The sequence below is a fragment of the Stenotrophomonas sp. PFBMAA-4 genome, from assembly GCF_030053215.1.
GTDB lineage: Bacteria > Pseudomonadota > Gammaproteobacteria > Xanthomonadales > Xanthomonadaceae > Stenotrophomonas.
The window spans coordinates 39,963-52,933 of sequence record NZ_JASGBW010000010.1 but is presented as its reverse complement, the minus strand read 5'-3'; the positions used below and the strand labels follow the sequence as shown (position 1 = coordinate 52,933).

Here is a 12,971-nt window from a genome sequence, read left to right as displayed (position 1 = left end):
CCCGGGGCCGCCGCTTCAATGGTGTAACCCTGAAGTATAGCCGCCGTGGGCCACGATCAATGCCCGCGCAGGTCGCGGGGGCGGAAGCCCATCGCCAGCATGGCCACCCCGTAGGTGGCGCCGCCGCCGCCGACCAGCAGCGCCAGGGCGCCGATCCGCTCCCACACGCCCATGGCCGAGAAGGCCGGCAGCCAGTGCAGCAGGGCCAGCAGCACGCCGGCCATGGCCACGCAGGCCACCAGCAGGCGCACCAGATAGCCACCCCAGCCCGGCCGGCGCTGGTAGACATCGGTCTTGCCCAGCCAGTACCAGAGCAGGCCCAGGTTCAGGTAGCTGGACAGCGCGCTGGCAATGCCCAGCGCCAGATGCAGGCCCGGCTGCTTGCCGATGGCCGCCATCACGCCCTGCGCCTTCAGCTCGTCGGGCACCATCACCTGGTACAGCACGGCCAGCAGGGCGAAGTTGAACACCATGTTGGCCACCAGCGCGGCCACGCCGGCACGCACCGGGGTCCGGGTGTCCTGGCGGGCGTAGAACGCCGGCAGCACCACTTTCAGCAGGGCGAACGCCGGCAGGCCGAAGCTCAGGCCGTACACCGACAGCGCGGTCATGCGGGTATCGAAGGCGCTGAACTGGCCGTGCTGGAAAATGGTGGCGATCAGCGGCTCGGCCAGGAACAGCAGGCCCAGCATGGCTGGCACCGAGATCAGCAGGGTCATCCGCAGGCCCCAGTCCAGCGAGCGCGAGAAGCCCTCACGGTCGGTACTGACGTGGTGGCGGGCCAGCGCCGGCAGGATGACCGTGCCCAGGGCCACGCCGAACACGCCCAGCGGCAGCTCCAGGAAGCGGTCGGCCAGCGACAGCCACGACTGCGAGCCATCGGTCAGCTTGGCGGCGATGACCGTATCCAGCAGCAGGTTGATCTGCGCCACCGACGAGCCGAACAGGGTCGGCACCATCAACGTCATCACCTTGCGCACGCCCGGGTGGTGCCAGCCCCAGCGCGGCAGGGTCAGCAGGTTGATGCCCTTCAGCGACGGCAGCTGGAACAGCAGCTGCAGGATGCCGGCGGCCAGCACCGCCCAGCCCAGCGCCAGGATCTGCTTTTCCGGGGTGCCGCCCAGCCGCGGCGCCAGCCACAGTGCGCCGGCGATCATGCACAGGTTGAGGATGACCGGGGTCAGCGCCGGCATGGCGAAGCGCTGGAAGCTGTTGAGCGCGCCACCGGCCAGGGCGGTGAGCGAGACGAACAGCAGGAACGGGAAGGTCAGGCGGAACAGGTCGACCAGCAGGCCCTGCTTGACCGGGTCGGTATCAACGCCGCTTGAGAAGACCGAGGCCAGCTGCGGCGCGAAGATCAGCGCCACGGCGGTCACCAGCATCAGGATGCCGCCCAGGGTGCCGGCCGTGCGCGCCATCAGTTCGCGCAGTTCGGCGTGGCTGCGGGTCTCTTTCACTTCCGTGAACACCGGCACGAAAGCGGTCGCGAACGAGCCCTCGGCGAACAAACGGCGCAGGAAATTGGGTACCCTGAAGGCGACCCAGAAAGCATCAGTGATGGCGTTGGTGCCGAACGTGGTGGTCACCACGAAGTCCCGGACAAGTCCGAGAACGCGCGAGACCATGGTCATGCTGCTGAACGACAGCAGGCCCCGCAACAACTTGGGTGAACTCACTCAGCGTCCCTCTTGACAATCGACTTGACGTGCATTTCTTACGCCATCATACTAGCTAGCTTGCTGTTCCCATAACACCGATTTTTTCAGGAAACCACCACCGTGGCCAATATCAAGTCCGCCAAGAAGCGCGCCAAGCAGACCGTCGTGCGCAACGCGCGCAACGTGGCTCAGCGCTCGATGCTGCGCACCGCTGTCAAGAAAGTGATCAAGGCGCTGGACGCCAACGATGCCGCCGGCGCCCAAGCCGCCTTCGCCGTTGCCCAGCCGATCCTGGATCGTTTCAGCGCGCGTGGCCTGATCCACAAGAACAAGGCTGCCCGTCACAAGAGCCGCCTGAACGACCGCATCAAGGCCCTCAAGGCCGCCTGATCCGGCGTTGCCGCCCTGCCCTTCGGGGTCGGGCTGCAGACAAAAGCCCGGCCTCGGCCGGGTTTTTTGTTGCCTGCGATTTGGTAGTGCCGGCCGCTGGCCGGCAACCCCGGGGAATGCCGGCCAGCGGCCGGCGCTACCGGAAAATGAAAAACCCGGCCGAAGCCGGGTTTTTCGTGCGGAACCACAACACCATCACAGCGCGTTGCGGGCTTCCAGTTCGTCTTCCTTCTGGCGATCGAAGAACGCCATGACCCGGCTCATGATCGGGAAGGTGCCTTCGCGGCCCAGCGCCGACACCAGGAACCACGGCTCCTTCCAGCCCAGCTCGGCGACGATCTGCTCGGCCGCGGCCTTGGCCTCGTCCTCGAACATCAGGTCGGCCTTGTTCAGCACCAGCCAGCGCGGCTTCTGCAGCAGCTCCGGGTCGTGCTTTTCCAGTTCGCGCTCGATGGCACGCACCTGCTCGACCGGGGAAATGCCTTCCACGCCGCCTTCCATGGGGGAGATATCCACCAGGTGCAGCAGCAGGCGGGTGCGCTGCAGGTGGCGCAGGAACTGCGCGCCCAGGCCGGCACCGTCGGCCGCGCCCTCGATCAGGCCCGGAATATCGGCGATGACGAAGCTGCGGTAGTTCTCGACCTTCACCACACCCAGGTTCGGGTACAGTGTGGTGAACGGGTAATCGGCCACCTTAGGGGTTGCCGCCGAAACGGCACGGATCAGGGTGCTCTTGCCGGCGTTGGGGAAGCCCAGCAGGCCGACGTCGGCCAGCAGCTTCAGCTCCAGCTTCAGCGTGCGCTCTTCGCCCGGCTCGCCCGGCAGCGCCTGGCGCGGCGAGCGGTTGGTCGAGCTCTTGAAGTGCATGTTGCCCAGGCCACCACGGCCGCCCTGCGCCACCAGCAGGCGGTCGCCATGCTGGGTCAGGTCGCCGATGATTTCGTCGGTGGCCACGTTGATGATCACGGTGCCGACCGGCACGGTGATGGTCAGGTCTTCGCCGCCCTTGCCATAGGCCTGGCGGCCCATGCCGTTCTCGCCGCGCTGCGCCTTGAAGATGCGGTCATGGCGGAAGTCGACCAGGGTGTTCAGGTTTTCGTCGGCGCGGATGTACACGCTGCCGCCCGCACCGCCGTCGCCGCCGTCCGGGCCGCCGAGCGGAATGAACTTCTCGCGACGGAAGCCAATGCAGCCGTTGCCGCCGTTGCCGGCGAACACTTCGATTTCTGCTTCGTCTACCAGTTTCATTGTTTCGATGCCTGCGATGGGCGCGGCCTGCGTGCCGCCGCCTTGCTTGAATGTCGGGCCGTGCCCGTTGTACCACTGATTCCAACGAAAAGCCCCGCCGAAGCGGGGCTCTTCATGCAGCGTGCGATTCGACCAGCAGGGCCATGCCGGGGCATGGCCGCCAGTCCAGCCTTTATCAGGCTTCGACCGACACGACGCTGACGGTGCGACGCTTCTTGGCGCCCTTCACCGAGAACTCCACCTTGCCGTCCACGAGGGCGAACAGGGTGTGGTCGCGGCCGAGGCCGACGCCCGAACCCGGGTGGAACTGGGTGCCGCGCTGGCGCACGATGATGTTGCCGGCTTCAATGGCCTGGCCACCGAAGATCTTGACGCCCAGGTACTTCGGGTTGGAGTCGCGACCGTTGCGCGAAGAGCCTACGCCTTTTTTATGTGCCATGACCTATCTCCTTACTTGCTGCCACCGGCAATGCCGGTGATCTCGATTTCGGTGTAGTACTGACGGTGACCCTGACGCTTCATGTGGTGCTTGCGGCGACGGAACTTGATGATCCGGACCTTGTCAGCACGACCCTGGGACAGGACGGTGGCGGTGACCGCTGCGCCGCTCAGGGCGTCGCCGATCTTGATGCCATCGCTGTCGCCGAGCAGCAGGATGTTGTCGAACTTGATCTCGCTGCCGACTTCGACTTCGAGCTTTTCAATGCGGAGCTTTTCGCCCTGCGCCACGCGGTATTGCTTACCGCCGGTGACCAGTACTGCGTACATGACCAGACTTCCTCTGTAGTTATTGTGGTCTATGGACTGTCGCCATCGAGGGCGGACAGGAGCGGGATTGTACGCAGATCAATGCGGCGGGGTCAAGTCAACCCCTGAACGGCCCGGCAGGGAGGCCCAGTAGAGCCGGGCCATGCTCGGCTGAACGGTTCGGGGTGCAGGCAGCCGAGCCTGGCTCGGCTCTACACAAAGCTGTCGGCCTGTCTCACAGGGTGAGACACCGGGCTGGCATTGTCGCCCATTGCCCCCATCTGGTCACCTCGGTAGGCTGACCGATTGCCGTCCCCCTGCTGGCCCGGCACCCAGCCAACGCCCCCCCATAACCGGATCCCCCATGGCGATGGATTTCATCCGCATCCGCGGCGCGCGGACGCACAACCTCAAGAACATCGACCTCGACCTGCCCCGCGACAAGCTGATCGTGATCACCGGACTGTCCGGCTCGGGCAAGTCCTCGCTGGCGTTCGACACCATCTATGCAGAAGGCCAGCGCCGCTACGTCGAGTCGCTGTCGGCCTATGCGCGGCAGTTCCTGAGCGTGATGGAAAAGCCGGACCTGGACCACATCGAGGGCCTGTCCCCGGCCATCTCGATCGAGCAGAAGTCGACCTCGCACAACCCGCGTTCGACCGTCGGCACGATCACCGAGATCTACGACTACCTGCGCCTGCTGTACGCCCGCGTCGGCACCCCGCGCTGCCCGGACCACGGCTACCCGCTGGAAGCACAGACCGTCAGCCAGATGGTCGACCAGGTGCTGACCCTGGACCCGGAACAGCGCTACATGCTGCTGGCCCCGGTCATCCGCGACCGCAAGGGCGAGCATGCGCAGGTCTTCGACCAGCTGCGTGCACAGGGCTTCGTGCGCGTGCGGGTGGACGGCGAGCTGTATGAAATCGACGCGGTGCCGCCGCTGGCGCTGCGCCAGAAGCACACCATCGAAGCGGTGATCGACCGTTTCCGCCCGCGCGAGGACATCAAGCAGCGCCTGGCCGAGAGCTTCGAGACCGCGCTGAAGCTGGGCGACGGCATGGCCTCGGTGCAGAGCCTGGACAATGCCGAAACCGCGCCGACCCTGTTCTCCTCCAAGTATTCCTGCCCGGTCTGCGATTACTCGCTGCCCGAGCTGGAACCACGCCTGTTCTCCTTCAACGCGCCGATGGGCGCCTGCCCCGGCTGCGATGGCCTGGGCATGGCTGAGTTCTTCGACCCGGCGCGCGTGGTGGTGCACCCTGAACTGTCGCTGGCCGCGGGTGCGGTGCGCGGCTGGGACCGCCGCAACGCCTATTACTTCCAGCTGATCGCCTCGCTGGCCAAGCACTACAAGTTCGACGTCGATGCGTCGTGGAACTCGCTGCCGGCCAACGTGCAGCAGGCCGTGCTGTACGGCAGCGGCGATGATGCGATCACCTTCACCTACTTCACCGAGGCCGGTGGCCGCACCCAGCGCAAGCACCGCTTCGAGGGCATCATTCCCAACCTGGAACGCCGCTACAAGGAAACCGAATCGGCGGCGGTGCAGGAAGAACTGGGCAAGTACATCAGCGAACACGCCTGCCCCGAATGCAAGGGTGCGCGCCTGAACAAGGCCGCGCGCAACGTGTTCGTGGCCGACCGCCCGCTGCCGGACCTGGTGGTGCTGCCGATCGACGAAGCACTGAAGTTCTTCAGCGAACTGAGCCTGCCGGGCTGGCGCGGCGAGATCGCCTCGAAGATCGTCAAGGAAATCGGCGAACGCCTGGGCTTCCTGGTCGATGTCGGCCTGGATTACCTGACCCTTGAGCGCAAGGCCGACACGCTGTCTGGTGGCGAAGCGCAGCGCATCCGCCTGGCCAGCCAGATCGGTGCCGGCCTGGTCGGCGTGATGTACGTGCTCGACGAGCCGTCCATCGGCCTGCACCAGCGCGACAACGAACGCCTGCTGGGCACCCTCACCCGCCTGCGCGACCTCGGCAACACGGTCATCGTGGTCGAGCATGACGAGGATGCGATCCGCCTGGCCGACTACGTGCTGGACATCGGCCCGGGCGCGGGCGTGCATGGCGGCGAGATCGTCGGCCAGGGCACCCTGCAGGACATCCTGGATGCACCGCGCTCGCTGACCGGCCAGTACCTGTCGGGCAAGCGCGCGATCGAGATCCCGGCGCGCCGGCACAAGCCGAACCCGAAGATGACCCTGCACCTGCGCGGTGCCAGCGGCAACAACCTGAAGGGCGTGGACCTGGCGATTCCGTCGGGCCTGCTGACCTGCGTGACCGGCGTGTCCGGCTCGGGCAAGTCGACCCTGATCAACGACACCCTGTTCTCGCTGGCCGCCAACGAGATCAACGGTTCCTCGCACCCGATCGCCCCGTACAAGGAGATCGACGGCCTGGACCTGTTCGACAAGGTGGTGGACATCGACCAGTCGCCGATCGGTCGTACGCCGCGCTCGAACCCGGCCACCTACACCGGCCTGTTCACGCCGCTGCGCGAGCTGTTCGCGCAGGTGCCCGAAGCACGTGCGCGCGGCTATTCGCCGGGCCGCTTCAGCTTCAACGTGCGTGGTGGGCGCTGCGAGGCCTGCCAGGGCGATGGCCTGATCAAGGTCGAGATGCACTTCCTGCCGGATGTGTACGTGCCCTGCGACGTCTGCCACGGCAAGCGCTACAACCGCGAGACGCTGGAGATCCTGTACAAGGGCTACAACATCAACGACGTGCTGGAAATGACCGTCGAAGATGCACTGAAGCTGTTCGAGCCGGTGCCGTCCATCGCCCGCAAGCTGGAAACGCTGGTGGACGTGGGCCTGAGCTACATCAAGCTGGGCCAGAGCGCGACCACGCTGTCCGGTGGTGAAGCGCAGCGCGTGAAGCTGTCCAAGGAACTGTCGCGCCGCGATACCGGCCGCACCCTGTACATCCTCGACGAGCCGACCACCGGCCTGCACTTCCACGACATCGAAGCGCTGCTGGGCGTGCTGCACAAGCTGCGCGACGAAGGCAACACGGTGGTGGTGATCGAGCACAACCTGGACGTCATCAAGACCGCCGACTGGATCGTCGACCTCGGCCCGGAAGGCGGCCACCGCGGTGGCACCATCCTGGTGACCGGCACGCCGGAAGACGTGGCGGCCTGCCCGCAGTCGTACACCGGCCAGTTCCTGGCCCGCATGCTGCCCTCCACCAGCGCGCGCCCGGAACGACCGGCCGCCGTGGCCAACAAGCCCGACGCCCGCCCGCCGCGCAAGGTGAAGCCTGAAAAACCCGCCAAGGTGGCGAAGAAGGCCGTGGCCGCCAAGAGCACCGGCAAGGCCAGCAAGAGCACGACGAAGAAGAAGGACGCCTGATGAGCAGCGAACACAAGATCCTGGCCCGCATCCCGATCAGCGTGCGCTGGCGTGACATGGACAGCATGGGCCACGTCAACAACGCCAAGTACATTTCCTACCTGGAAGAAGCGCGGGTGCGCTGGATGCTGGGCGTGGAAGGCGTGTCGATGACCGACCGCATCGCACCGGTGGTGGCCGCGACCAACGTCAACTACCGCCTGCCGATCGTGTGGCCCAACGACATCCTGGTCGAGCTGTTCGTCGAGCGCCTGGGCAACAGCAGCGTGACCATCGGCCACCGCATCGTCGACCAGCAGGATGATGCGAAGCTGTACTCTGATGGCAACGTGGTGGTGGTCTGGATGGACACCCAGACCGGCAAGAGCGCGCCGCTGCCGGAGGCGATCCGCAACGCCTCTACCTGATTCGCCCCTGGTAGATGCCGACCTTGGTCGGCGTTTCGCACGCCGGGCATGGCCCGGCGCTACCGTGGCAATTCAAAGGACTGAGATGATCCACCACACCGATCTGCAGGACCTGCTGCCCGGCATGGTCCCCTTCCCCGCCGACGTCTTCCCCGCCGACCAGGCCTGGCTCGGCCAGCACTTCCTGCCGCTGCTGAAGATCGACCTGGGCGAGCTGCGCCCGGAGCTGGCCGGCCAGATGGCCACCCTGCTGTGCCCGATCGAACCCTATGAAGGCTGTATCGGTGACGACACCACCGCGCACCACAACGCGTTCACCGGCATCAACTGGATCGCCTTCGAGCTGACCGCGGCCAACGAAATGCGCTTCCTGGGCACCCAGGACTATTTCCTGGGCGAGGCGGTGGAGGGAGAAGAGGCCCGCGCCCACATCGTCGAAATGCGCGAGAGCCATGCCAAGGCGCGTGCGCATTTCCTGCAGCATGGGCGCCTGGCCAGCTGCTCGCGCTACGGCGAGGGCGAACTGGACGAACAGGCATGGCTGCAGCAACTGGGCGGTCCGATCTGGTTCGGCAACTGGTCCGACTACGCCCCGCTGCCTGCGGCATTCCAGCTGCAGGATCTGGCCGGCTACCGGCAGCGTGGCAGCCTGCGTTTCCGCAATGACAGCAGCCACCTGCCTGACGATGGCCTGCAGCTGACCCGCGACGGCCATGCGTTCTTCCATGTGGCCAGCGTGCCGGCCAGCCACTGGGTCGCGGCCGGTGCCGATGCGATCGTGATGTTCTACGAACCGCACAGCCGCACGGTCCTGTTTACGTTCGACTGGTCGTAAATCCCCGCCGGGCATGGCCCGGCGCTACCGGGTGTGTCGCCTGCGCTTCGTAGCGTCGAGCTTGCTCGACTGCTGTTGGCCGGAGCAGTCGAGCAAGCTCGACTCTACGGCGGCCGGCACCACCATCCCCTTACGGCTCGGCCGTGCGCACCGCCAACGTCGCGCTGGCCTCGCCACCGCCCTCCAGCTGCAGCTGCAGCGGCACGGCCTCGCCTTCCTTCAACGCGCCCTTGCCCTCCATCAGCATCAGGTGCAGGCCACCGGGCTTGAGCTCGGCGCGGGCGCCCGGCGCCAGCGGCAGGCGCTCGACCGCACGCATGCGGCTGACCCCATCGACGATCGTGGTTTCGTGCAGCGACACGTCAGCGAAGCGGGCACTGCGCGCACCGGTGATGGCCACCGCTTTCGCGCAGCCGTTGTGGATCACGCCGTAGCCGGCGGTCATCGGCATGGCCGGGTTGGGTGGCAGGCGTGCCCAGCCCTGCTGCACGGTGACGCAGGCTGGCACGGCGCTCGCCGCCGATGCTGCGCCCGCACACAGCAGCCACAATACGCCAACGAATGGTTTGGTTATCATCGCCTCAGATTCCTGTCCGCAACGAGACCGCAGCATGACGACGCTCATCGAGGTGATCAACCATGGCCCCATCCGCGAACTGCGCCTGGCGCGGCCACCGGTCAATGCACTGGACACCGAACTGTGCCGCCAGCTGATCCACGCCGTCGAACTGGCCATGGCCGAGGACGTGCACGGCATCGTGCTGTCGGGCAGCGAGCGCATCTTCACCGGCGGCATGGACGTGCCGCACCTGCTCTCCCACGGCGATGACAAGCACAAGCTGCTGGACAGCTGGAACGCCTTCTTCGGCGCGGTGCGTACCGTGGCCGAGAGCCGCATCCCGGTGGTGGCGGCACTCACCGGCCATGCGCCGGCCGGCGGCTGCGTGCTGGCGCTGTGCTGCGATTACCGGGTGATGGCGCGCAGCGCCGACCCGGCCCGCCCGTATGCCATCGGCCTGAACGAGGTGCAGGTGGGCCTGGTGGCGCCGGAAGGCATCCAGCGCCTGCTGCGCCGCGCCGTGGGCGTGCACCGCTCCGGCATCCTGCTCAGCACCGGCGCGCTGGTGCCGGCCGAACAGGCGCTGCAGATCGGCCTGGTGGATGAACTGGCAGAGGGCGACCTGGTGGTGGCACGCGCCATCGCCTGGCTGCAGAACCTGCTCAGGCAGCCGCGCCAGCCGATGCTGCTGACCCGCGCCATCGCCCGTGCCGACCTGCACGAGGCGCTGCACCCGGACCTGATCCAGCTGGACCGCTTCGTCGAAGCCTGGTTCGCGCCGGATGCGCAGAACGCCCTGCAGGCGCTGGTGGCCCGGCTCGGCAAGTAAACGGTAGTGCCGGCCGCTGGCCGGCAGCCGCAGGCACCCCAGAGGATCACGAGGCTGCCGGCCAGCGGCCGGCACTACCGATGATGGGCCACCCCTGACCGGTATAATCGAGCCTTCTTCATTGCTGTGGCCGCCCCCTTGAACGACACGCCCGAACCCGTCGTCTCCGAGCTGATCGACCTGCTCACCCTGGAGCGGCTGGAGGACAACCTGTTCCGCGGGCAGAGCCGCGACATCGGCACCAAGTACGTGTTTGGCGGCCAGGTGCTGGGCCAGGCGCTGGCGGCGGCACAGGCCACGGTCGACAACGGCCGCCACGTGCACTCGCTGCACGCCTATTTCCTGCGTGCCGGCAACATCGACCACCCGATCGTCTATGACGTGGACCGCACCCGTGATGGCGGCAGCTTCTCCGTGCGCCGGGTCACCGCGATCCAGCACGGCAAGGTGATCTTCTTCTGCGCGGCCTCGTTCCAGCAGGCCGAAACCGGTGCCCAGCACCAGCACAAGATGCCCGAGGTGCCGCAGCCGGAGGACATCGAGCCGAACCGCCCGCTGCCGGCCGAGGTGCTGGAGCGGCTGCCGATCAAGGTGCAGCGCTGGCTCTCGCGTGGTGGCCCGTTCGAGTTCCGCCACGTGTACCCGCGCGACGAACTGAACCCGCCCAAGCGCCCGCCTTACCACCAGGTCTGGCTGCGCCTGAGCGAACCGGTGGGCGATGCGCCCGAGCTGCACCAGGCCCTGCTGGCCTATGCCTCGGATTTCCACCTGCTGGGCACGGCCACCTTCCCGCACGGCATCAGCTACTACCACCCGCACGTGCAGATGGCCTCGCTCGACCACGCGATCTGGTTCCACCGCCCGTTCCGCGCCGACGACTGGCTGCTGTACTCGCTGGACAGCCCCAGCGCGCAGGATTCGCGCGGCCTGGCCCGCGGCCAGTTCTTCACCCGTGATGGCGTGCTGGTGGCCAGCACCGCCCAGGAAGGCCTGATCCGCGTGGTGCCGGACCAGGATGCCGCCGCCGCCGTGCCGGCCAAGGAGTAAGCAATGCGCCAGATTTTCAGCAGCCAACGCGTGGAAACCGTCGAGGGCGTGGCCGAGCTGCTGCGCAGCCACGACATCGAAGTGAAGGTCACCAACGGCCGCTCGTACAAGACCCGCCGCCGTGGCCAGTTCAGCTATACCGACCTGGGCAACAGCCAGGGCTATCCGGCGGTCTGGATCGTGCGTGCCGATGACCAGCCGCGTGCGCGCGAGATCCTGCGCGACGCACGCCTGCTCGACACCACCCGCCGCGACCACCCCACGGCCGAGTTCGCCTTCCGCGATACCGCCGAGACCTCGGGCAGTGGCCGCGGCTGGGCCTGGCGCATCCGCATCGCCCTGCTGGTGGTGATCGCCGGCGTGGCGCTGGTGATCGGCCTGCGCCACCGCGGCGCCCCGGCCCCCGCTGCCCCGGCCCCGGCCCCGCAGGTGCAGCCACAGCCGGCACCCACCGCCCCGCAGGCTGAACCGGAAGAAGAAGAAATCCGCATCCGCATCCAGCCGTCAACCTGACGAAGCCGGTAGCGCCGGGCCATGCCCGGCGAGCGCAGCGGACAGACAAGCCGCCGGGCATGGCCCGGCGCTACCGGGAAGCGGACCGGTCACAAACTGCACGCAGCGCCGTCTTGGGACACAATCCCAGCAGGAGCTGCCGCCATGACGACCTTCGCTGCAACGATCGACGAGACGCTGGAACGCGAGCTGCCGGCCGCCAGTGATGGCTGCCAGCAGGCGTATGGGCGCATCGTGCTGGCCTGCCAGAACACGGTGACCGCCATCGCCCTGGCGATCACCCGCGACCGCCACGCCAGCGAGGACATCGCCCAGGAGGCCTTCGTCAAAGGCTGGCAGCAGCTGCACCGGCTGCGCAGTTCCACCAGCTTCCTGCCGTGGCTGCGGCAGATCACCCGCAACCTGGCCCGCGACTGGCTGCGCGCGCAGCGCGGCCGCCCGCTGACCGGCGACGCCGCCGACGTGGCCCTGGGCATGGCCGCCGACCCCGCGCCCTGCGCCGCCGACCGCCTGCAGCGGCTGGAAGAAGAAGTGGCCGCCGAGGACATCATCTCCGCCCTGCCCACCGACAGCCGCGAAGTGCTGCTGCTCTACTACCGTGAGGGCCAGCGCTCGCAGCAGGTGGCCGACCTGCTGGGCCTGAGCGACGCGGCCGTGCGCAAGCGCCTGTCGCGCGCCCGCGCGCAGGTACGCGACGGCCTGCTGCAGCGTTTCGGCGAATTCGCCCGCAGCAGTGCGCCGAGCGCCGCCTTCGCGACGACGGTGGTTTCGATGGTGCTGATCGCCGCGCCCGGTACGGCCAGCGCGGCGATACTGCTGGGTACCGGCGTGGGCGTGGGTGGCAGCAAGCTGGGCCTGGGCGGCGTCAGCGCCGCCGGTGGTACTGCGCTGGGCTCGCTGACGGCAGCCATCGGCGAGAGCCCGCTGGTCGGCAGCGGCTTCAACGCTGGCCTGGTGGTCGGCGGGGTGATCGGCGGCTTCGTCGGCTGCTATCTCGGCGGGCGCTACCTGCTGCGCTTCACCGAAACGGCGATCGAACAGGCGCAGATCATGCGCTTCGTGCGCTACAGCACCTTCACCGCGATGGGCACCTGCCTGGCGGTGCTGATCGGCGAAATGCTGAAGGCGCCGACGTGGGTGATGACCTCGTCGCTGCTGCTGGGCATGGGCGTGGTCAGCTACCAGTGCCTGGGGCCGCTGCAGCGGATCATGGCGCCACTGATCGCCCGCGACAACGCGCGACGCGGACGCACGGGCCGCAACTGGGTGTACGAATCCATGTACGGGCGCTCGGCGATCATCAGTTGCTGCGTGTTGATGCTGCTGGTCGTCGCCGGCGTGCACTGGCTGGAATCGCTGGCCTGACCCGCAAACAAACAT

Annotated in this window: 13 protein-coding genes; 8 read left to right on the top strand and 5 right to left on the bottom strand. The window is 67.4% G+C overall.

What is annotated here, in order from left to right; translation table 11 throughout:
* Positions 1-56: 56 nt before the first annotated feature.
* Positions 57-1,661: a murein biosynthesis integral membrane protein MurJ gene (murJ, locus tag QMZ26_RS08570; protein WP_283221235.1), complete on the bottom strand. Its 1,605-nt coding sequence runs from the start codon at positions 1,659-1,661 to the stop codon at positions 57-59.
* 117 nt (positions 1,662-1,778) lie between these two features.
* Between murJ and rpsT the strand changes: the two genes are divergently transcribed.
* Positions 1,779-2,048, top strand: coding sequence for a 30S ribosomal protein S20 (rpsT, locus tag QMZ26_RS08565; protein WP_079221071.1), 270 nt, complete (start codon positions 1,779-1,781; stop codon positions 2,046-2,048).
* A gap of 195 nt (positions 2,049-2,243) precedes the next feature.
* Here rpsT and cgtA read toward each other — a convergent pair whose 3' ends face one another.
* The 3 genes from cgtA to rplU all read right to left on the bottom strand — a co-directional run bounded on the left by cgtA (position 2,244) and on the right by rplU (position 4,064).
* On the bottom strand, positions 2,244-3,296 hold the full coding sequence (gene cgtA / locus QMZ26_RS08560; RefSeq protein WP_079221070.1) for an Obg family GTPase CgtA: 1,053 nt from the start codon (positions 3,294-3,296) through the stop codon (positions 2,244-2,246).
* 175 nt (positions 3,297-3,471) lie between these two features.
* Positions 3,472-3,735, bottom strand: coding sequence for a 50S ribosomal protein L27 (gene rpmA / locus QMZ26_RS08555; protein WP_004148333.1), 264 nt, complete (start codon positions 3,733-3,735; stop codon positions 3,472-3,474).
* An 11-nt stretch (positions 3,736-3,746) separates the two neighbouring features.
* The gene (rplU, locus tag QMZ26_RS08550; protein ID WP_004148331.1) at positions 3,747-4,064 is read right to left on the bottom strand and encodes a 50S ribosomal protein L21; all 318 of its coding nucleotides are present in this window, start codon (positions 4,062-4,064) and stop codon (positions 3,747-3,749) included.
* Between the two features lie 343 nt (positions 4,065-4,407).
* Here rplU and uvrA point away from each other — a divergent pair, with 343 nt between their 5' ends.
* The 3 genes from uvrA (at position 4,408) to QMZ26_RS08535 (ending at position 8,643) form a co-directional block, all read left to right on the top strand.
* Complete coding sequence (gene uvrA, locus QMZ26_RS08545; protein ID WP_108760145.1) at positions 4,408-7,401, top strand: excinuclease ABC subunit UvrA; 2,994 nt, start codon at positions 4,408-4,410, stop codon at positions 7,399-7,401.
* Positions 7,401-7,808, top strand: a complete 408-nt coding sequence (locus tag QMZ26_RS08540) for a thioesterase family protein (protein WP_108746188.1) — start codon at positions 7,401-7,403, stop codon at positions 7,806-7,808. The genes uvrA and QMZ26_RS08540 overlap by 1 nt, the downstream gene beginning before the upstream one ends.
* A gap of 85 nt (positions 7,809-7,893) precedes the next feature.
* Entirely contained in the window at positions 7,894-8,643 is a 750-nt protein-coding gene (locus QMZ26_RS08535; protein ID WP_283221190.1) for an enolase, read from the top strand.
* Between the two features lie 130 nt (positions 8,644-8,773).
* On the opposite strand, the gene QMZ26_RS08530 is transcribed toward QMZ26_RS08535, so the two are convergent.
* Entirely contained in the window at positions 8,774-9,220 is a 447-nt protein-coding gene (locus tag QMZ26_RS08530; RefSeq protein WP_283221189.1) for a copper chaperone PCu(A)C, read from the bottom strand.
* A gap of 34 nt (positions 9,221-9,254) precedes the next feature.
* On the opposite strand from QMZ26_RS08530, the gene QMZ26_RS08525 reads away from it, so the two are divergent.
* The 4 genes from QMZ26_RS08525 to QMZ26_RS08510 all read left to right on the top strand — a co-directional run bounded on the left by QMZ26_RS08525 (position 9,255) and on the right by QMZ26_RS08510 (position 12,956).
* Positions 9,255-10,031, top strand: a complete 777-nt coding sequence (locus tag QMZ26_RS08525; RefSeq protein WP_079221064.1) for an enoyl-CoA hydratase/isomerase family protein — start codon at positions 9,255-9,257, stop codon at positions 10,029-10,031.
* 138 nt (positions 10,032-10,169) lie between these two features.
* On the top strand, positions 10,170-11,078 hold the full coding sequence (gene tesB, locus QMZ26_RS08520; protein WP_079221063.1) for an acyl-CoA thioesterase II: 909 nt from the start codon (positions 10,170-10,172) through the stop codon (positions 11,076-11,078).
* A 3-nt stretch (positions 11,079-11,081) separates the two neighbouring features.
* On the top strand, positions 11,082-11,591 hold the full coding sequence (locus tag QMZ26_RS08515) for a pathogenicity-like protein (RefSeq protein WP_283221188.1): 510 nt from the start codon (positions 11,082-11,084) through the stop codon (positions 11,589-11,591).
* Positions 11,592-11,735: 144 nt separating this feature from the next.
* Positions 11,736-12,956 carry a sigma-70 family RNA polymerase sigma factor gene (locus tag QMZ26_RS08510; RefSeq protein ID WP_283221187.1) on the top strand — a complete coding sequence of 407 codons (1,221 nt, stop codon included), beginning with the start codon at positions 11,736-11,738 and terminating at the stop codon, positions 12,954-12,956.
* Positions 12,957-12,971: the final 15 nt, after the last annotated feature.